We start from the raw sequence: 18592 nt of genomic DNA on the forward strand, positions 1-18592 counted from the left end.
GGGGTGGCGCCCCCGGGGGGTGGGCTCCGGGGGGGGGCCGGCCCGGGGCCCGGTTGTGGGGCCCCGCTCAAACCGGGTGCCGCCCCCCCCCCCCGGGGGGGGGGGGCCCCCCCCGGGGGGGCCCCCCCCCCGCCCCGTTTTGTCGGGCTTACAGGAAGGCTGGGCGCTTCTTGTACCAACCGGTGATCACGTTGACGAGGTGGACGATGTTCTGCTGGCGCATGATCGGGGCCATCGCCTTCAGCTCGAAGTCCTCCTTAGTCTCCGGGTTGGTGTACCAGAAGCTGTTTTCGGTGATCGGAGCGGCCATGTACGGGTCGAGCTGCTTGAAGAACGCGACGATGTCGCCGGGCTCGGCCGGGTTGTCGCCCTCGCGTAGGTTGTGGAAGACGCCGCCCAGGATCCGCAGCATCCCGGAGGAACCCAGCAGCGAGGACGCCCGCAGCTTCTGGGACTCGGTCAGTTCGCCGGCCCGCAGCTCGATGTCGGGGTCTTCCTCCGTCACGGTGGCCAGGCCCGTGAATGCAGTGGAGATGACGTCGAGGAACTCCTTGACCTCTTCGATGACCTCGCCGTCGGAGATGGTCTTCTCAGCCTTGGCGCTGATCCTGCCGCCGGGCCCGGCGATGACCGCGCGAGTGAGGTCCGCGACATGCTTGGCACCCATGAGCTTAGGGTTCTTCACGGTCATCCGGTCCTGCTCAGCGTCAATGCGACCCTTGAGCATGGGGTGCTCGGCGATGTCGCCCAGCGTGCGGTTGGCGACCCGGTAGTTGTCGAAGCGAGCGCGGACCGCGCTGCTGATCCCCTTGGCGTTGTCGGCGACGTCCACGAACATCTGCTGCGCCTTGATCGGATCCGGCTCCAGGTAGACGTCCAGGCCGACGTACTCGTCGGCGAGGCGCTGCATCTGGGCGACCAGCTTCTCCCGCTCCGCCTGAAGCTTCGCACCACGCTCGGGGCTCACCTTGCGCGCCATCGTGCGGTCGAGGTCGGCGATCGCCTCGGAGATGCGCTGCTTCTCGATGTGGACGCCGAGGACGCGGTGCTGACCGTCGATGGTGCGCATCGCCGAGATGCCGCCGATGGCCCAGGGGATGGTGAGGTAGCCGACCTGACCGGCGTCGTCGACCGGCTCGAAGCGGCAGCCGCCGCTGTCGCGGGCGAGCAGGGCGGGGGCGACCCAGTCCTGCTTCTCGTGCAGGTAGACCCCGAAGCGCTTGGCGTGGAGCGGGTCAACCTTGCGGTTGTCCTTGTCGACGTTCTCGGGATCTGGCAGCGGCAGGACCGTGGGCAGGTCCAGCAGCGGCACCCGGGTCGTGTAGACGGTGCGGCCGCCCTGGTTGGTCTTGATGGCCAGGTAGGTGCTCGAGTTGGTCGGCTTCGACAGGCGGAGGGGGTCGATCGAGATCGTCACGGGGGTTAGCTCGCTATCTGCGTTGCGCTGAATCTTGTTCTCAGCGGTAGGAAGCTAAAGCTACCGGCAAGATTCAGGCAGTGCAATATAAGAATTTAACTTTCCTGACAGGATCTAGAGATCAGTGTCTGTGAGGCCGCTGCGACCGTCCACCGCCCGGTGGGGCTCGTGGTCGCCGTCGACGCGATCCTCGATCGGTTCCGCGACGATTCCGGCACTCGCGCCACCTACACCGAGACCCTGCGCCAATTGCGCGACACCGCTGGCGACCAGCTGCCGGTCGCCGCGCTCACCCCGGAGATCTACAAGCCGACGATGACCCGCCGGGACGAGCGAGCCGCGAACACCTGGGACAAGCACCTGTCCGCGCTGGCCTCATTTACCGCCTACTGCCACCGCCAGGACTGGCTGACCACCGACCCCGGTCGGCGTCTGGGACGGCGCAAGGTCACCCGAATCCGGGACAAGGCCATCCCCTGCGCCCGGCCCTGGAGCGGCCGTCCACTGACGACCGCAACCCGCTGCGCGAGCGGGTGCTGTGGCGGATGTTCTACGAGACCTGCGCCCGCGCCGAGGAGGTCCTCGGACTCGACGTGCCCGACCTCGACATGAGTTCCGCCGCGCCCTGGTCACCGAGAAGGGCGGCGACCGCGCCTATGTGTACTGGGAGACCCCAACCGCACGCCTGCTGCCCCGACTGCTAGCCGGGCGCACCGTCGGGCCGTTGTTCCTCGCCGACCGGCGCGCACCCGCCGCCGGACGCCGCGCCCCGGCTCTCGGCGACATCTGTCCCGCCGCGGGCCGTCCTACCCACGTGCCGAGTACCTGTTCAAGCAGGTCTCCCAGCTCCACGACCCGCACGGCGCCGGGTACACCCTCCACCAGTTGCGCCACTTCGGGCTGACCCACATCGCGGCCATCGGCCGCAGCTCTGCCGAGCTCCAGGCCAAGTCCCGCCACCGGCAGCTGGCCACCCTCGGCATCTACGCCAGGCTCAGCGAGGAGACCTCCGCCCGCCTCACCGCCGAGAACGACAACGAGTACCGCCGCCGGCCCCCGCGCTGACCTCAAGCAGGGCAAGCGCCCACACCTGCTCTGGCAGGGGCCAATCGGCTGACTTGCGTGCGCGCGGAACACTCTGCGCATGGATGTTGCGCTTCCGCTCCTCGGGGTCACCAATGCCTGGATCACTCCGCCGGTGGTCATCTCCGTGGCCGCACTGATCTTCACGCTTGCATCGTTCTGGTGGATTCAGGTCCGTCGTGGTCGCCTGAGCGTGGAGACGGGGCCGGTGTTCAGCGGTGCCATCACCAGCAACAAGATCGTTCTCAACGTTCCCTTGGTCTTCCACAACCCGGCTCCCGCCTCGCTGGTGGTCACCGATATCAAGCTGCACCTGAGTGGTGGGGCCGGCGACGCGAACTCCCCGGACCGCAAGGCGCTGCCCAAGCGCATGTTCTGGATTGCCTTTCACGCGTCCGTCTATCCCGAATCGGACAAGCATCGTCAGTTCGCTATGCCGTTTGCTGTCGAGGGCCGCAAGTCTGTCGAGCGGGTAATTGAGTTCCAGTGGGACAACCCGGAGACGCAATTGGAGGATGGGCCCTACACCGCCACCGTCGAGGTGCTCGTTCTGCCGCAGCGCCGGAGGCGACGCCGGTGGCGCGCTATGTGCACTTACCAGCTGCGAACTGATCTGTGGTCCGGGCGCAGGGCCGCGCTGATACCTCGAACTAATGACCCTGAGTTCTACGACGCCATCAAGGAGATCGGCGGCTAGGTCTAGGCACACCGGCTGAGGCGCTGAACGCTGTCCAAGCCCATTGATGAGACTCCGCGGAAGTCCCCGTGACCTCGTCCGCGTTAGCGGCCGCCCCCACCACAGCGTGGTCACTGCAGGCTCACGGTGACGGTCCGTGAGCCGGGGGCAAGTCCACAGATGGTTGCCGCAGTCACTTCGTGAGTGTCGGCAACAGATACTCACGTCGGCGCGATACGGTGCGGACCGCTCAGCCACCTGCATCGCCTGTCCTTGGCTGCTGCCTGAGAGGTTCCGTCATGCCTATCGCCATCCTCTACTTTCTTGCCGCCGGTGCAGTCGGGGGCACCAGCCTCGGTGGGCTCGCGGCCGCGAGGTTCCTCTATCGGCGTGGTCAGCAGAAGGCGGCCGTCCACATTCAGGCCCGGGATACCGCTGCGATTGCCCAGCTACTGCAAGAGGAGACCGGCTTGGCCAAAGTGCGCGAGCAGGCGCTGGCTGCCGGAGTCGATGTGGACCAGGTCGAGCGGGGCTATCGCAACCTGCAAGAAGAATTCGTCACCCTTGAGCAGGTCAAGGATTACCTGCGCGCACTCAACCGCGAGCCGGACCACCACTAAGAGTAATCACTTCCAGGCAATTGTACCTGAATACGGGACGGGGGGACTTAGCCCCTCAGAACAGCTTCCCAAGCGCGGAGCCTGCACCAGCTGCGCCACTCCCCGGCCTGACGCACCTGGCCGCCGGCGGCCGCAGCGCCGCGGAGCTGCGGGCCCAGTCGCGCCGGCGGCACCTGGCCGCCCTCGGCATCTACATCCGGCTCGGCGAGGAGACCTCGGCCCGCATCACCGCCGAGAACGACGAGCACCACCAGCGGCACTTCCGCTGACTTCGCATCCCACCTGCCGGGATCACGGAAACGGCGAAATGGCGAAACGGCAACCCGGCTGTCCTGAGGCAGTCACCCAGGTAGGGGCCTAGATTAACTGCTAAGCGTTGTTCTTGGTCTGGAAACTACGGACGGGACTCATAGGAAACGGCAAAACAACATCACGTGCGGGTGGAGGCGGCGACCCCGTCAACCAACCGCCGAGACATCAAGCAGCTCCACGCGATCCTCACCCTGACCATCGGCCAGAGCATCAGCGCCGACGACCTCGCCGAAGCCCTCGGCTGGCCACTGCCACACGTTCACGACACCATCAACGCACTCACCACGGTGCTGCACCGCAGAGGCACCCCGCTACGCCTCACTCACAGCCCAACCCACGTCAGGCTGCACCTGGCACCAGGCGCACTGAACAGCACCATTGAACACCGCCTCGCCCAACTTCATCACATCCGTCAGCTCCACCCCATGGTCTTCCACTTGATCTACCGCGTCCTTCACGGTGACCACCTGCGCGCGGACGCCCTCACCCACTTAGCCCCGGGGGCCCTCAGAGAGGCTCTCCACGCGGGAACCCTCACGAGCCGTCGGCCTCCGCCGCCTACGACCAACCGCACAGACGACCATCAAGGACAGGCCTACCCATTCGCTCTCGCGCCGGACGTCGCCTTCAGCCTTGGATTGATCGATGACCTCCGCGACTGACAGTTCATGCCAGATGCCCGCTGACAACCCATGTCACTTCCGGGACGCCAGCTGTCAAGAGCGGTGACATCGCGGGGTCACTCAACACGGAGCACGTGAGCAGGCCGCCAGAGTCGCACGGAATGGTCACTACAACATCCTGACTCTTTACGCACAAGAACTGTCATTATGGTGCATGCACGTTTCGTACCTTTTGTCCCAGACAATTACCGGATTCTTATTGACGACAATCCAATAATCTCCCAATTGGACTGTGGACCCTCGCTTCGGTCCAGCTCGGGAACGCGGTGGCGTTGCGGCCCTCACGCGCTGAGGATGTCGGCATGGATAACCACAGCCCGAACGCGGCCGACGAGCAGGAGGAAGCGCTGCCCGGCGGCAACATGGGGGGTGCGACACGGGTCGGTGCCACCGTCCGGCGCGGTCATGGGGCATGGAGCCCGACAATTCAGCGCCTACTACGACACCTACGGAAGCGCGGGGTCACCTGGGTTCCGCAACCGCTCGGGACCGATGAGCACGGACGCGACAGCGTCTCCTACCTGCCGGGCATCGTGCCGCAGTACCCGTTGCCGCACTGGATCTGGAGCGACGGCATCCTCGCCGATGCAGGTCTGCACCTCGCACAACTTCACGAGGCCAGTGCCAGCTTCGACACCGTCGGCGGAGTGTGGCAGCTTCCGGTGCGACAGCCAGCTGAGGTCATCTGTCACAACGACTTCGCGCCCTACAACATGGTCTTCACCGACCGGCGGCTCACCGGAATCATCGACTGGGACACGGCCTCGCCCGGTCCCCGGTCGTGGGATCTGGCCTACCTCGCCTATCGGCTGGTGCCGCTGGCCCACCCCGACAACGGCGACGCGATCGACAGCGACCTGGCCGAGCGGGCACGTCGGCTGCGGATGCTCTGCGACGCCTACGGCTCGGGGCAAGACCCCGCCCACATCCTCCAGGCCGCGGTCCACCGACTACACGACCTCGCCGCCTTCACCGAGGCGCGGGCTGATCAGGGCCAGGAGAACATTCGCGGTCACGTCGGGCTCTACCAACGCGACGCGATGTGGATCACCGCGCACATCCTTCGGAGGTGAGTGCGGACAGAGGGCGCTGGCGGACCAGCCCAGCTTGCGCTGTATCGGCCGTTCAGTCGTTCGCGGCCGATGATCGGCTATTTCCATGTGCGTGTGCCTCCTCCCGACGGCTACGAAGTACGGGTGACCAACGAGGTAACCGTCCCCCTGCTGCCCTGCGCGTCCATCGACGACATCGTCGCCTTCTACGAGGTGCTTGGTTTCCACACCACCTATCAGCAGCGCAAACCCAACCCGTGCGTGGGGTTGCAACGCGAAGATCTACAGTTGCAGTTCTTCGAGATCGCGGGGTTCGATCCGGCGCAGTCCTACGGTTCGTGTCTCGTGCTGACCTCGGACACGGGGCAGCTGTACCGGGCTTTCGCGGCGGGAATGCGCGCCGCGTACGGCAAGGTGTTGGTCTCCGGGACGCCCCGGATGACCCGGCCCCGCGCGCGGAAGAACGCCGACGGGCTGAGCGGCTTCAGCGTCATCGATCCAGGCGGCAACTGGATCCGCGTCTTCCAGAACGCCCCGGTCTCCCCCGCGTCGACGCCGACTGGGCGGCTGGGCAAAGCGTTGGCGAACGCCGTCGTACAGGCCGACTCCCGAGGGGACGCCCGGCAGGCGGCTCGGATTCTTGACAGTGCGCTCGGCCATCCCGATACAGATGACGACCCGGTCGCGTTGGTGGAGGTGCTCGTGTACCGCGCCGAGGTCGCGATGGTCCTGAACGATCCGGCCACGGCGATCGAGATGCTCACCCGTGTTGACAGTGTCGCGTTGAGCGCGGACCAGGCCACACGGGCTGCGGCTGCGTATGAGGCCGCTACCGATCTTGCGGCAGCGCTGTCCTAGGTGTCGCATCCAACCGACACGCGCCGCGTCGGTGATTGCCCCCAGGCCGGTCAGAAGAACAGGATCTCGTCCACGTGCCTTCGATCAGGGTCGGAGCCAGCGATCGAACCAGGAGCGGGTCCGGCGCAGAACGTCGAGTTGGTGGTGGCGTTCCCGGATCGAGTGGCCCTCTCTCGGGTAGATCACGAACTCGTGCTCGACGTCGAAGTGGCGTAGCGCCCGGTGCAGGTACACGGCCTGTCCGAGGGGGACGTTGGTGTCCTCGGCACCGTGCAGGATGAGCACCGGCGTGCGGATGTTGCTGGCGAAGGAGATCGGGCTGACCGCGTCGTGTGGGTGGGGGCCGATGCCGGACCAGCCGGTGCTGCCGCCGAGCGCGGCTTCGAACTGGCCGTTCTCCCCGGTCGCGGCGAGCATGCCCCAGTCGATGATGCCGGTGCCGACCAGCGCGGCGCGGAAGCGGTCGGTCTGGCCGACGGCCCAGGCGGACATGAAGCCGCCGTGGCTCCAGCCGGCGATGCCCAGCCGGGCAGGGTCAGCGATGCCCTCGGCGATGAGCAGGTCGATACCGGTCAGGATGTCTGTCCACTCCTGCTGGCCGACCCGGCCGGCGACGCTGGCGGCGAACTGATGACCATGGCCCTGGCCGCCGCGCGGGTTGGGCAGCAACACCGCGTAGCCGGCGGCGGCCAGCCATTGCGCGCTGGGGAACCAGAACAACTGGCAACGATCGGCGTAGCGGTCGTACGGGCCTCCGTGCACGATCGTGACCAGCGGGAACGGACCTTCCGACACGGTTTTACCGACCGGCAGTACGAGCAGGCCGTCCAGGTCGAGGCCGTCGGCGGCGCGGTAGGCCAGCGGTCGTTGCGTGCCGAGTGCGACGGCATCCAGTTCCGGTCGGGTGTTGGTGATTCTGCGCAGCGGCCCGGTGGGCGCTCCGATGTGAACATTCGCGGGCTGATAGCGGGTGCCGGTGAGCACAGCGATCTCGTCGCCGGCAGGGGTGGCGGTGAGATTGTCGAGACGTCCGGGGTGATGCGACAGGGTCGTGAGGTCGGTGAGGTCGAGCCTGGCCAGTGTCGTGTTCAGGCCGTCGGCGAACACCACCAGCGGGGCGGCGTCGGTCTGGCACAGTTCGGTGGGGCACATCGTGAGGCCAGCGGTGCGGTTGCGCAGGACACGGGTCTCCATGGCCAGGTCGAACACGGCGGTGCCGGCCTGCAGAAGCGGTGGGGTGAGCGCGAGGTAACCGAGGTGCCAACTGTCCTGGCCCGGCCACCAGGCCAGAGACCGTGCGTCGACCTCGACCGGTCCGAGGTTCTCCGCGGTCCCGGTCGTGGGGTCGAACAGGTGCAGTTGGCCTGTTCGCGGGCCGTGGTCGCTGTCGGCGCTGGCCCACGTCAACACCGCAATTGGGCCGCCGTCGGGACGTTGGCGCAGTTCCACGACGTGTCGGTCACCGAACACCTTCGGCGTGGTGACCTGGCCGGTGCGCAGGTCGAGCAGGCGCAACCGGGCGCGTGGTTCGCGCTCGCCGACGACGATGGCGTCGTCGCGGTCGCGGGTACGGCGAGTGTCCTGCTCGGTGGGTTCGTCCTCGGTGAGCAGAGCGACCAGGTTGGGGTCGGCGAGCGGCAGGTGGTCGATGACGCCGCCGCGCCAGCTGGTCAACGTGGTCACCATGCCGTCGGCGAGGGTGAGCCTGTGTAGTTGCGACATGCCGCGTTCGGCGCGGTCGGAGAGGAAGAACAGCGTCTCTGAGTCGGCCGACCAGCGCGGCTGGGACTCGGTTGCCGTGTCGTCGGTCGCCCGGCGCGGCGCGACACCGGAATCGGTGTGTACGAGCCAGAGTTCGGTGTCGAGGTGGTCACCGGTGCGACTGCTGGGAGCGAGGACGTAGCAGAGCAGGCGCCCGTTCGGGGCGAGTGCCGGGGTCTGCGGGGCACGACCATCGACCACGAGTTCGGCGGTGAGACCCGTCATGCGACGAGTCTGCCAGCATCCACGAAACACCATGCGACCGATCCGGTGCTGGATCGACGCACTGGCGAGGCATGATGTCGCCATGGACGCTCGCGGCTTGCTAGCCATGGCGCGAGCGGGAAAGGCTCGCCGCCGTCCTGGCCCGGCGTCCGCCGCCGGGGCGAGTAGGTGTCGGAGCAGCGTGACCTGATGTTCTCAGTAGAGGAACGCGACCGGATCCAGCGGCGGCTGCTGCATCTTGCGGAACAAGACCCCGGTGTGGTCGCCGCCGCGATCACCGGCTCCCACGCCACGAACGATGAGGATCGCTGGTCGGACATCGATCTGGCCTTCGGGGTCAGTGACCCGCTCGACGCCGTCATGCGTCGATGGACGCGACAGATGTATCAGGACTTCGCGGCGGTCCACCACTGGGACCTGGCGGCCGGGTCCGCGATCTACCGGGTGTTCCTGCTGCCTCACTGCCTGGAAGTCGACCTCTCCTTCACCCTCGAAGGCGAGTTCGGGCCGCGAGGCCCGAGTTGGCGACTCATGTTCGGGCGTTGCACACCATCCCGGGCCCCCGCGTCGAGCGGCCACGACGGCACGGCCGGCCTGGCATGGCACCACGCGCTGCACGCACGGATCAGCATCGAACGAGGCAGATTCTGGCAGGCGGAGCACTGGGTCAGCGCCATGCGGACCCAGACAATCGCACTCGCCTGCCAGCGTCTGGGCCACCCCACCAGCTACGCCAAAGGCGCTCACCTACTGCCCTCCGACATCACCGGCCTGCTCGAAACGACATTGGTCCGTTCCACTGACGAGGCCGAGTTACGCCGTGCGCTCTCGGCGGCCGTGACGGCCCTGACCGCGGAACTCACCCGTGCGGACCCGACGCTGGCCGATCGGTTACGCCCGGTTCTCACCGAACTCGCCGCGATCGATCGCCCGCCGTCGACGGGACCGGATGACTGCGGGTGTTGACCGAGCCGATGGTCACGATGGTGGGTGTGCCCCAGGCCCGGGCAGCAGATCGATGTCCGTAGCCCGCATGGGCTGTTCGCACTCCGAGCACCGTAGTTCGACGTGACTGATCTCGCCGCAGGCGTGGTGACGGTAGAGCACCGGCGGGCCGGCGTCGCCCGCCGTCCACCGGTCACCCCAGCGCACCATGACGAGCAGCAGATCGCACAGCTCCCGGCCCTTGTCGGTGAGCAGGTATTCGTGTCGGACCGGCCGGGTCGAGTATTCACGCTGGGTCAGGACGCCCTGTCCGACCAACCAGTTCAGCCGCTCGGCGAGCACCTTGCGGGAGATGCCGAGCCTCCGCTGGAGTTGCTCGAAGCGGTGTGTGCCGGCGTAGACGTCCCGCAGGATCAGCGGAGACCACGGCTCACCGATGACGTCGAGGGTGCGGGCGATCGAGCACGCCATGGCGCCGAACTGCGTTCGCTGCATGACGCCACGATACGCAAGGTGGTTCCTTCAGGGAACTGACTCTGTTAGCGTCACATCAGTCCATCTCTTTAAGGAACGGACTGGTCTGTGCCCCCTCCACACGTGCATGGAAGCCGAAAAGAGGCCCGCATGAACCATCCGCCGGTCGTGCCGACCAGGGACTGGCAAGACGCAGTGAACGCCTTGCGCGTCCGCGAAAAGGCACTCACCCGTCAGCTCGACGCAGTGGCCGCGGCGCGCCGCCGGCTGCCGATGACGCCGGTCGAGCAGGACTACGTGTTCGAGGGCCCGTCCGGGCCTGCCAGTTTGACCGATTTGTTCGAAGGCCGCCGTCAGCTCATCGTCTACACCTTCATGTGGCACGGCGTCGACGCTGTCTGCTCCGGCTGCTCGCTGTTCACCGACAACATCGGACACCCGGCCCACCTCAACGCCCGCGACGTCACCCTGGCGTTGACGTCCCATGGCCCGCTGGACGACCTGCTGGCGTTGCGGCGGCGGATGGGTTGGGCCCTGCCCTGGTACTCGTCGCTGAACAACAGCTTCAACGCCGACATGGGAACCGGTGACGGGTTCGCGCTGAACGTCTTCCTCCGCGCCGACGACCGGATCTTCCGCACCTACACCACCACCTCCCGCGGCGTGGAACGGCTCGGGAGTAACTGGTCCTTTCTCGACCTGACACCGTACGGCCGACAGGAGACCTGGGAGGACTCGCCAGAAGGCTGGCCGCAGACCCAGCCGTACCAGTGGTGGCGGCTGCACGACGAGTACGACACGACAGAGAATCCGTCATGACAGTCGACACTCGTTGGCGGTTCAACCGCACCTGAGTGACCGGGCGCGGGGCGATCCAGCAGAAAGTCGCCCCGCGCCCGGTCGCCGCTGGTTGGTCCGGCCCGCAGCCTCGACGACGAGGCCGCCGGCCTGAGATCAGCGGGCGGGCTCGCCGAACCAGCGGGAGAGGTGCTCGTCCAGATCCTGCTGGTCGTCACCGACCCAGGCGACGTGCCCGTCGGGGCGAAGCAGGACACCGGGGACGTCCAGTGCCGCGGTCGGATCGGCCAGGTGATCGACCCGGTCTGACCAGCTGCCGACGGTCAGGCGTTCGGTCCGGTCCAGCAGCAGGCCCCGGCCGTGGTGCAGCAGACCGTAGAGGTTGCCCCGCTTCACGGCGATGTCGGGCAGGCGGCGACCGAGCAGGTCGGGGCCCGCGCCGAAGTCGTAACGGATGCCGATGGCGGTGATCTTCCCCAGCAGATGGAGGTTCACCTCGTCGAAGTCCATCAACTCGATGAGCAGCCTCCGCACCGCCTGTGCGCCCGGTTCGGTGGACAGCAACTCCGTCTGGGCTCGGGTGTTGTCCAACACCGCTTCGGCGACGGAGCGACGTTCGGCCTGGTAGGTGTCCAGCAGTGCCTCCGGCGCCCAGCCGCGGATCCGCGCGGCCAGTTTCCAGCCGAGGTTGACTGCGTCCTGAACGCCCAGGTTGAGGCCCTGTCCGCCGATGGGCGGATGGATGTGCGCCGCGTCGCCGGCCAGCAGCACCCGTCCGACCCGATACCTGTCGGCCAGCCGGGTGGCGTCGCCGAAGCGGGACAACCAGCGCGGGGAGTGCACGCCGAAGTCCGATCCGGCGACGGCGCGCAACTGGCGCTTGAAGTCGTCGAGGGTGGGCGGTTCGCCGCGGTCGCTGACCCCGGCGGCGGGCACCAGGACGCTGTAGACCCCGACGCCGGCCGGCCGGAGCCAGAATCGCTGATGGGTCTCGCGGACCTTGGCCACCGTGACGGCGAGCTCCTCCTGCGGGACGCCCACTTCCATCTCGCCCATCAGGCTCTCGGTCCGGGCGGGCTCGCCGGGAAAGCCGACGCCGAGCAGTTTGCGCACCGTGCTGCGCCCGCCGTCACAACCGACGAGATAGCGAGACCGCAGCTGTTTCCCGTCGGCCAGTTCGACGGTCACACCCTCGTCGTCCTGCGTGAGGCCGGCGACCGCGCAACCGCGTCGGACCTGCGCGCCCAGTGCGATGGCGTGTTCTTCGAGCAGACGTTCGATGACCGGCTGCGGGATACCCAGGAGGTAGGCGTACCGGGGATCCAGGCCCTCGGGTGCGGGCTTGGGGATGGCGGCGAAGAAGGCGCTGGCCGGCCGCCGCCGCCCGTGCGGGAGGATGCGGTCCAGCAGCCCGCGCATCGCCATCAGCTCCAGACTGCGGATGTGCAGGCTGACGATCCGGACGGCCGACGTCGGCTCGGTCTCCTTCTCCAGAACGAGGACCCGCACGTCGTGCAGTCGTAGTTCGGCGGCGAGCATGGCACCGGTCGGCCCGCAGCCGGCGATGATCACGTCGTACGTGCGATCGGTCGTCGGTGACGTGGTGGAGAGTTGCACAGGTATTGCCTTTCGGGAGTGCCGTGTTGGCAAGGCGCTCCCGGCGAAACCTACGTCAATCGCCCGACCGTGACGGCAAGGGGGAGCACCCACATCGCTGCAACGTTCATGGGTCTCACCTCCTCAGGCGGTGTCGCGGTCACCTGCAAGCTATCTCCCCCAGCGCGATCCCGTCGAGCTCTTTCCCCGCCACGTGATCACGGGGTCGGGTGGGTCAGCGATCGGTGGAGCCACTCGGCCATCAGCGCGCGTTCGGCGTCGGTGAGCCCCGGGAGGTCGGGCAGCACCGTCGCGAAGGTCACCGCGACGGCCTTCGCGGTGGTGTCGGATGTCGCTGGAGTTGTCGCCAGGATGCCGGAGAGCACGGTCTCGAGCATGGCCTCCCCCAGACCGAGGTCTCGCTGGTCCGGGGGCATTCCCAGCAGCGTGAGGATGGTTCCGTTGCCCGCAGAGTGGATCATCAGCAGTGCGCGTTCCTCGTCGACCCGGAGCAGGCCGGCTGCGGCGAGTCGCCGGACGCGGCGACGTAGCACGTCGAGGCCGGCGACTGTTGCCGGCGAGGGTGCGCCGCTCCCCCGGGTGGCGATCAGCGCGTACAGCTCGGGGTTTGTCAGGCCGAACTCCACGTGCAGGCGCCATCCGGCGCGTAGATCTGTTGCGGGGTCGCCCGTCGCGGCGTCGGCGGCGACCGATTTGCCGCTGACGTAGGCCGCCATGACGTGCTCGGCGACGGCGTCGATGAGGCCGTCCTTGTCGCCGAACAGGCGATAGATGGTCGGCGCCTGGACGCCAGCGGCCTGGGCGACGGCGCGCGTCGTCACCGCGTTCGCGCCCTTCTCCCGCAGCAGTTGGGTCGCTGCCGCGACGATGCCCGCACGGACGTCGTCGCGGGTGTCCTGCGTCGTCACCATGAACCGATGCTAACAGCGTCTTGTTATCCGCGAATTATCGGTGCTAACGTCAGCACCGTAACGCCGATAACAAGGGAGTGCTCATCATGATCGTCGTCACCGGTGCCACTGGAAACCTCGGGTCCCAGATCGTCGACCGGCTGCTCGACCGGCTGCCGGCCGACGCCGTGGGTGTGAGCGTGCGCGACGTCGACAGGGCCGCCGGCCTCGCCGAGCGGGGCGTACGGGTGCGCGCCGCGGATTTCACCGACCCGGCCACGCTGAAGCACGCCTTCGAGGGTGCCGACAAGGTCCTCATCGTGTCCGCCGCGATCCGCGGCGCCGACGCGTTCGTCGCGAACCGCGCCGCCATCGACGCCGCCCGCGCCGCGGGAGCCAACCGGATCCTCTACACCAGCCACCAGGCCGCCTCCCGGGACTCGCTCTTCGCCGCCCAGCCGATCCACGCCGCCGCCGAGGAGCACCTGGCCGAACTGGGGGTTGCCTTCACCGCCCTGCGCAACGGGTTCTACGCGAGCACGCTCAGCCTCTCCATCGGCGCCGCGCTTGAGACCGGGCAACTCGTGGCGCCGGCGGACGGCCCGGTGTCCTGGACCGCGCACGCCGACCTGGCCGAGGCCGCCGCCGTCGCTCTCACCGAGGACGGCGTACTCGACGGGGTCACGGCACCGTTGACCGCCGCGGAGATGCTCGACCTCGAAGCGGTGGCCGCCATCCTCAGCGACATCACGGGCCGCACCGTCGAACGTGTCGTCGCCGATGACGACGAGTGGCGGGAGGCCGCCATCGCGCGAGGCATGCCCGCGGCTGCGGCCGACTTCACCCTCGGCATGTACCGCGCGGCGCGAGCGAAGGAGTTCGCCGTGACCGATCCGACGCTGGAGACGGTCATCGGCCACCGCCCGACACCCGTCCGCTCGGTGCTCGATGCCATCGTCGCCCGGCGATGACGATCCCTCGAGCCGGTCAGCGCAGCATCGCCCGGGTCATGCGACGGGTGGCGACGTACATCGCGATCGAGCCGAACCCGACGAGGTACGCCACCGGGATCAGCAGCTCCCAGCCGACGTGACCCAACGCGGGTTCTCGGACCAGCTCGATGCTGTGGTAGAGCGGTAGCGCCTGGATCACCGGCCGCACCGCCTCCGGGTAGACCGACAGGGGATAGAACGTCGTGGCGAACAGGTACATCGGCAGCATGAACAGCTGGATGTACTGGAAGTCGGGGAAATCGCGCAGGTACGTGGTGACGGCCAGTCCGCCGGCCGCGAACGCGTACGAGATCAGCAGCGACGCCGGCAGGGCCAGCAGCACCCAGGTCGACGTGACCAGCCCACCGACGGCCATGAGGGCGAGGAATCCGATCGACGTCAGCAGCCCGTTGATCATCGCGCTGGTCACCTCGCCGACGGCGATGTCGGTGACGGATAGCGGTGTCGGCAGGATCGCCTCGTAGGTCTTCTCCACCCTCATCCGGATGAACACACCGAAGCTCGTCTGGTTGAACGCCGTGTTCATCGCCGTGGTCGCCAGGATCGCCGGGGCCACGTAGGCGGCGTACGGGACATCGACGCCGGGGACCGTGCCGACGAGCACCCCGACGCCGACGCCGATCGACAGCAAATACAGGATCGGTTCGACGAGGGCGTTGAGCAGCGGCGTGACCGACCGGCGGTAGATCATGAAGTTGCGTTCGATGAGCGCCAGGGCCCGGCGTCTCGTCCAGGTGGGTACGGCGACGGTGGTCATGGTGCCTCCAGGAGGCTTCGGGCGTGGGCCGTCACGGATGCAACCGCCGGCGGTAGGTGACCCGGGCGACCAGGTAGCCGCCGATGGCGAGTGCCAGTAGGTAGCCGATGTGCACGGAGCTGCCGGCGACCGTCGCCGTACCGAGGCTGAGGGTGCGGCACAGCTCCACCCCGTGCCACAGCGGCAGCAGATAGGACACCGGTCGGATCCACTCGGGTAGCTGCGAGACCGCGAAGAACGTGCCGGAGAACATGTAGAGCGGCATGATGACGAAGCGGAACACCGTGTCGATGTGGCGCAGCTTGCGTACGCCGACCGCCCACGCGGCGGCTGGTGCCGCGAACGCGACCCCGGTCAGCGTCGCGCCGAGCAGGGCGCCGAGGGCCCACCATCCTCCGATCAACCCGAACGCGGCCATCACCACGATGAAGGCGCCGCTGGCGATGAGCACCCGGAAGGTGATGAAGAGCAGGTGCCCGGCGGCGAGTTGCTCGGGCCTCAGCGGCGTCGGTGTGGCGCTGCGGTAGGCCCCGAAGCCGGCAGCCCGGGCGACACCCGGGGCCCCTTCCAGGAACGCGTTCTGCATCGCGGCGGCGGCCAGCATGCCCGGGGCGAAGAACGCCGCGTACGAGACGCCGGCGATCTGGGCGGGCGCGTTGTCATCGACCAGGGCGCCCAGCCCGGCGCCGATGCCGATGAGGAACAGCAAAGGGTTCAACACGTTGATCACGATCGAGCCCCGCCAGGTACGCCGGTAGCGGGTCAACCAGTACCCGAACACACGAAACACCAGTGGTTTCTCCTGCTACTCGATGAGCGATCGGCCGGTGAGCTTGAGGAACACGTCCTCCAACGTCGCGCGGCGGACCAGTGCGGTGAGCGGCGTGAGCGACATGGCGTGCACCGTGGCGAGGGCCGCCTCGCCGTCGGCGGTGTAGACGAGCACCCGGTCGGGGAGCAGTTCGACGCGGCCGTCGGTCTCGTTGCCGCCGGTGGCCAGCGCCGACATCCGCAGTTTCTCCGCCGCGGTGTCGCGTTCGTCGAGGCGGAAGCGGAGTTCGAGAACCTCGCGGGTGGCGTACCTGGTGATCAGTTCCCGGGGTGAGCCCTGCGCGACGAACCGGCCGTGGTCGACCACGATGATCCGGTCGCAGAGCTGCTCGGCCTCGTCCATGTAGTGCGTCGTGAGGATGAGCGTGACGCCCTGCTGTTTGAGCTGGAAAAGCCGGTCCCACAGAACGTGTCGGGCCTGCGGGTCGAGGCCGGTGGTCGGCTCGTCGAGCAGCAGGATGTCCGGTTCGTTGATCAGGGAGCGGGCGATGGTGAGCCGCCGCCGCATGCCGCCGGAGAGCGTCTCGACCTGGTCGCCGGCTTTCTCCTGCAGCTGGGCGAAGTCGAGCAGTCGGGTCGCGCGGTCGCGGATGACGGCCCGCGACAGGCCGAAGTATCGCCCGTAGATGTGCAGGTTCTCCCGCACGGTGAGTTCGTTGTCCAGGTAGTCGTCCTGCGTGACGACACCCAGCCTGGCCCGGATCTCCGGTCCCTGTCTCATCGGGTCCATGCCCAGCACGCGCAGGCTGCCCCCGCTGATCGGCGACGTGGCGGCGATCATCCGCATGGTGGTGGACTTGCCGGCGCCGTTGGGGCCGAGCAGCCCGAACGACTCACCCCGTTCAAGCGCGAAGTCGATGCCGTCGACAGCGCGGAACTCCGCAGTGGACCCGCGTGCTGGATAGACCTTCGTCAGATCTCTCGCTTCGACCAGCGCATGTTCGCTCACCCCGGCAGCCTAGGGAGAGTCGACAGTAGAGTGCAAGATCTGAGCAGTTCTTTGTAATTTCTAGACGTGGTCTGGATTTGACCCTCGACCGGGTCGAGGCTCGACCATCGGCGACATGACCGACCAGACGACCGCCGACCCGACCATGACCCGCATCGTCGAGGCCGTGCAGCTCGGCCAGAGCGGCGCACCTGCCCGAGCACGTGAGCTGCTCACCGCGCTGTGGGACGAGCTCGGCCCCACCGGTGACGCCCTGCACCGCTGCACCCTGGCGCACTACCTCGCCGATCTGCAGGACACCACCGAGGCGGAGCTTGCCTGGGACGAACGCGCCCTGGCCGCCGTTTCCGACCTGACCGACGAACGCGCCCAGCGGTATCTGTCCTCGCTCCAGGTCCAGGCGTTCCTGCCGTCGCTGTACCTCAACCTGGCCGACTGCCACCGACGCCTGGGCAACGTCGGCCCGGCCCGGGAGCACCTCGCCCGAGCCCGCGAACACCTGGTGCGGCTGCCGGACGACCCGTACGGCGAGAGCATCCGCGCCGCGGTCCGGGACTTCGTCGCTGACGATCCGACCGACCGCCGCCGGTAACGGTCGGTCGGGTCACCGGTCCTGGCGAGCGACGCCGGTGCGGTATTCCTGCGGCGAACGGCCGTAGTGGGCACGGAAGAGGCGGCTGAAGTGAGCCTTGTCCGGGAAACCCCAACGGGCGGCGATGGCCTGAATCGACTGCCGCAGCAGCGGGTTGCCGAGATCACGCCGGCACTGCTCCAGGCGCTTGGCGCGGATGAGTTCGGCAACGGTTGTCGTCTCCGTCTCGAACAGCCGGTGCAGCGACCGCACCGAGATGTGGTGGGCGGCGGCGACGCTGTGGGGGCTGAGCTCGTCACTGTCGAGGTGGCGGTCGATGAAGTCGACGACCCGGGCTCGTAGTGCGGTCTGCCGCGCTTCCGGCGACAGGGTGTCCTCGATGTCGAGGTACTGGGCGAGCGCGGCGGTGAGCAGGTCCACCGCCACCCCGCCCAGGATCTCGGCCTCGGTCGGCTCGAACTGCTCCGGGTGTGCCGCGATGTTGCGCAGGTGGTGGGACAACAGCCCGCCGACGCCGAGGTGCGACGGCATCGGCGTGGCCAGCAGACGGCGGAGCCGGTCCGGTGCCAGGGGCAGCGCCGCGTACGGTATCTGCACGGTGATCGTGGTGGCGGGACCGGAGCCCTCGACGCGGTGTCGGGCGACGTGCGGTCGTCCGGTGTCCAGGAGCGTGAAATGGTTCCTGGCTTCCAGCGTGGACTCGGTGCGGTCCTGAATCAACGTGCTGTGACCCGTCAGTGGTATCGCGAGTTGATAGAAATCCCCCTCGATTCTGCGGACCAGTTTCGTGGGCCGGATCGCGTCCAGCGACGGGTAGCGCAAAGAGGTCATCCGAATGCGGCCGAGATCGATGGCCTGGGCGTAGGCCACGAAGTTGTCCAGGTGACCGCTGCTGATGTGCACCGGTGCCGTCTCCTGAGCCACCAGGGCATACCAGAACGCGAACCGGTCCGCCGGAGGCAACACCGTCGTGTCCAAAACCAGGTTGGGCAGCACTCCGTTCGCCTCCCCGCATATGCGAAGATGGATTCTTGCATGC

Annotated in this window: 21 protein-coding genes; 12 read left to right on the plus strand and 9 right to left on the minus strand. The window is 67.8% G+C overall.

Features of this window, described 5'->3' with window-relative positions; all coding sequences use genetic code 11:
* Positions 1–148: 148 nt before the first annotated feature.
* Complete coding sequence (locus ACFYPG_RS00570) at positions 149–1417, minus strand: DNA sulfur modification protein DndB (protein WP_387349276.1); 1269 nt, start codon at positions 1415–1417, stop codon at positions 149–151.
* A 159-nt stretch (positions 1418–1576) separates the two neighbouring features.
* On the opposite strand from ACFYPG_RS00570, the gene ACFYPG_RS00575 reads away from it, so the two are divergent.
* From ACFYPG_RS00575 to ACFYPG_RS00610, 8 genes are all read left to right on the plus strand, one after another.
* Entirely contained in the window at positions 1577–2029 is a 453-nt protein-coding gene (locus ACFYPG_RS00575; RefSeq protein ID WP_387349277.1) for a hypothetical protein, read from the plus strand.
* 273 nt (positions 2030–2302) lie between these two features.
* A complete protein-coding gene (locus ACFYPG_RS00580) occupies positions 2303–2482 on the plus strand; it encodes a hypothetical protein (protein WP_387349278.1) in 180 nt (59 codons plus the stop codon).
* 79 nt (positions 2483–2561) lie between these two features.
* A complete protein-coding gene (locus ACFYPG_RS00585; RefSeq protein ID WP_387349279.1) occupies positions 2562–3197 on the plus strand; it encodes a hypothetical protein in 636 nt (211 codons plus the stop codon).
* 278 nt (positions 3198–3475) lie between these two features.
* Positions 3476–3796, plus strand: coding sequence for a hypothetical protein (locus ACFYPG_RS00590; protein ID WP_387349281.1), 321 nt, complete (start codon positions 3476–3478; stop codon positions 3794–3796).
* Between the two features lie 20 nt (positions 3797–3816).
* On the plus strand, positions 3817–4065 hold the full coding sequence (locus ACFYPG_RS00595) for a hypothetical protein (protein WP_387349282.1): 249 nt from the start codon (positions 3817–3819) through the stop codon (positions 4063–4065).
* A gap of 171 nt (positions 4066–4236) precedes the next feature.
* Positions 4237–4770, plus strand: coding sequence for a hypothetical protein (locus ACFYPG_RS00600; protein ID WP_387349283.1), 534 nt, complete (start codon positions 4237–4239; stop codon positions 4768–4770).
* A 323-nt stretch (positions 4771–5093) separates the two neighbouring features.
* Positions 5094–5864 carry a phosphotransferase gene (locus ACFYPG_RS00605; RefSeq protein ID WP_387349284.1) on the plus strand — a complete coding sequence of 257 codons (771 nt, stop codon included), beginning with the start codon at positions 5094–5096 and terminating at the stop codon, positions 5862–5864.
* Between the two features lie 123 nt (positions 5865–5987).
* Positions 5988–6701, plus strand: coding sequence for a VOC family protein (locus ACFYPG_RS00610; protein WP_387350849.1), 714 nt, complete (start codon positions 5988–5990; stop codon positions 6699–6701).
* A gap of 84 nt (positions 6702–6785) precedes the next feature.
* Here the strand turns inward: ACFYPG_RS00610 and ACFYPG_RS00615 are convergent, their stop codons facing one another.
* Positions 6786–8687, minus strand: a complete 1902-nt coding sequence (locus ACFYPG_RS00615) for a S9 family peptidase (protein WP_387349285.1) — start codon at positions 8685–8687, stop codon at positions 6786–6788.
* A gap of 168 nt (positions 8688–8855) precedes the next feature.
* Between ACFYPG_RS00615 and ACFYPG_RS00620 the strand changes: the two genes are divergently transcribed.
* The gene (locus ACFYPG_RS00620; protein WP_387349286.1) at positions 8856–9653 is read left to right on the plus strand and encodes a hypothetical protein; all 798 of its coding nucleotides are present in this window, start codon (positions 8856–8858) and stop codon (positions 9651–9653) included.
* Between the two features lie 12 nt (positions 9654–9665).
* Here ACFYPG_RS00620 and ACFYPG_RS00625 read toward each other — a convergent pair whose 3' ends face one another.
* Positions 9666–10127: a winged helix-turn-helix transcriptional regulator gene (locus tag ACFYPG_RS00625; protein ID WP_387349287.1), complete on the minus strand. Its 462-nt coding sequence runs from the start codon at positions 10125–10127 to the stop codon at positions 9666–9668.
* 129 nt (positions 10128–10256) lie between these two features.
* Between ACFYPG_RS00625 and ACFYPG_RS00630 the strand changes: the two genes are divergently transcribed.
* The gene (locus ACFYPG_RS00630) at positions 10257–10925 is read left to right on the plus strand and encodes a DUF899 domain-containing protein (protein ID WP_387349288.1); all 669 of its coding nucleotides are present in this window, start codon (positions 10257–10259) and stop codon (positions 10923–10925) included.
* Positions 10926–11060: 135 nt separating this feature from the next.
* Here the strand turns inward: ACFYPG_RS00630 and ACFYPG_RS00635 are convergent, their stop codons facing one another.
* On the minus strand, positions 11061–12443 hold the full coding sequence (locus ACFYPG_RS00635) for an FAD-dependent monooxygenase (protein ID WP_387350851.1): 1383 nt from the start codon (positions 12441–12443) through the stop codon (positions 11061–11063).
* Positions 12444–12718: 275 nt separating this feature from the next.
* Positions 12719–13432 carry a TetR/AcrR family transcriptional regulator gene (locus tag ACFYPG_RS00640; protein WP_387349289.1) on the minus strand — a complete coding sequence of 238 codons (714 nt, stop codon included), beginning with the start codon at positions 13430–13432 and terminating at the stop codon, positions 12719–12721.
* A gap of 86 nt (positions 13433–13518) precedes the next feature.
* Between ACFYPG_RS00640 and ACFYPG_RS00645 the strand changes: the two genes are divergently transcribed.
* Entirely contained in the window at positions 13519–14382 is an 864-nt protein-coding gene (locus ACFYPG_RS00645; protein ID WP_387349291.1) for an NAD(P)H-binding protein, read from the plus strand.
* Between the two features lie 16 nt (positions 14383–14398).
* Here ACFYPG_RS00645 and ACFYPG_RS00650 read toward each other — a convergent pair whose 3' ends face one another.
* Genes ACFYPG_RS00650 through ACFYPG_RS00660 form a run of 3 tightly spaced genes read right to left on the minus strand, consistent with a single transcriptional unit; the run spans position 14399 to position 16961 of the window.
* Complete coding sequence (locus ACFYPG_RS00650) at positions 14399–15181, minus strand: ABC transporter permease (RefSeq protein ID WP_387349293.1); 783 nt, start codon at positions 15179–15181, stop codon at positions 14399–14401.
* 31 nt (positions 15182–15212) lie between these two features.
* The gene (locus ACFYPG_RS00655) at positions 15213–15971 is read right to left on the minus strand and encodes an ABC transporter permease (protein WP_355007478.1); all 759 of its coding nucleotides are present in this window, start codon (positions 15969–15971) and stop codon (positions 15213–15215) included.
* A 15-nt stretch (positions 15972–15986) separates the two neighbouring features.
* A complete protein-coding gene (locus ACFYPG_RS00660; protein ID WP_387349295.1) occupies positions 15987–16961 on the minus strand; it encodes an ABC transporter ATP-binding protein in 975 nt (324 codons plus the stop codon).
* Between the two features lie 115 nt (positions 16962–17076).
* Here ACFYPG_RS00660 and ACFYPG_RS00665 point away from each other — a divergent pair, with 115 nt between their 5' ends.
* Positions 17077–17553, plus strand: coding sequence for a hypothetical protein (locus ACFYPG_RS00665; RefSeq protein WP_355007477.1), 477 nt, complete (start codon positions 17077–17079; stop codon positions 17551–17553).
* A gap of 12 nt (positions 17554–17565) precedes the next feature.
* Here the strand turns inward: ACFYPG_RS00665 and ACFYPG_RS00670 are convergent, their stop codons facing one another.
* Positions 17566–18549, minus strand: a complete 984-nt coding sequence (locus tag ACFYPG_RS00670; RefSeq protein ID WP_387349297.1) for a helix-turn-helix domain-containing protein — start codon at positions 18547–18549, stop codon at positions 17566–17568.
* Positions 18550–18592 lie beyond the last annotated feature (43 nt).

The organism is Micromonospora sp. NPDC005553 (assembly GCF_042871765.1).
GTDB lineage: Bacteria > Actinomycetota > Actinomycetes > Mycobacteriales > Micromonosporaceae > Micromonospora.

Excerpts from the sequence above, each read along its gene's own strand:
- ACFYPG_RS00605 (WP_387349284.1), top strand. The coding sequence starts at position 5,094 with ATGGATAACCACAGCCCGAACGCGGCCGACGAGCAGGAGGAAGCGCTG.
- ACFYPG_RS00640 (WP_387349289.1), bottom strand. The coding sequence starts at position 13,432 with ATGGTGACGACGCAGGACACCCGCGACGACGTCCGTGCGGGCATCGTC.
- ACFYPG_RS00590 (WP_387349281.1), top strand. The coding sequence starts at position 3,476 with ATGCCTATCGCCATCCTCTACTTTCTTGCCGCCGGTGCAGTCGGGGGC.
- ACFYPG_RS00665 (WP_355007477.1), top strand. The coding sequence starts at position 17,077 with ATGACCGACCAGACGACCGCCGACCCGACCATGACCCGCATCGTCGAG.
- ACFYPG_RS00625 (WP_387349287.1), bottom strand. The coding sequence starts at position 10,127 with ATGCAGCGAACGCAGTTCGGCGCCATGGCGTGCTCGATCGCCCGCACC.
- ACFYPG_RS00585 (WP_387349279.1), top strand. The coding sequence starts at position 2,562 with ATGGATGTTGCGCTTCCGCTCCTCGGGGTCACCAATGCCTGGATCACT.
- ACFYPG_RS00650 (WP_387349293.1), bottom strand. The coding sequence starts at position 15,181 with ATGACCACCGTCGCCGTACCCACCTGGACGAGACGCCGGGCCCTGGCG.
- ACFYPG_RS00635 (WP_387350851.1), bottom strand. The coding sequence starts at position 12,443 with ATGCTCGCCGCCGAACTACGACTGCACGACGTGCGGGTCCTCGTTCTG.
- ACFYPG_RS00645 (WP_387349291.1), top strand. The coding sequence starts at position 13,519 with ATGATCGTCGTCACCGGTGCCACTGGAAACCTCGGGTCCCAGATCGTC.
- ACFYPG_RS00615 (WP_387349285.1), bottom strand. The coding sequence starts at position 8,687 with ATGACGGGTCTCACCGCCGAACTCGTGGTCGATGGTCGTGCCCCGCAG.
- ACFYPG_RS00630 (WP_387349288.1), top strand. The coding sequence starts at position 10,257 with ATGAACCATCCGCCGGTCGTGCCGACCAGGGACTGGCAAGACGCAGTG.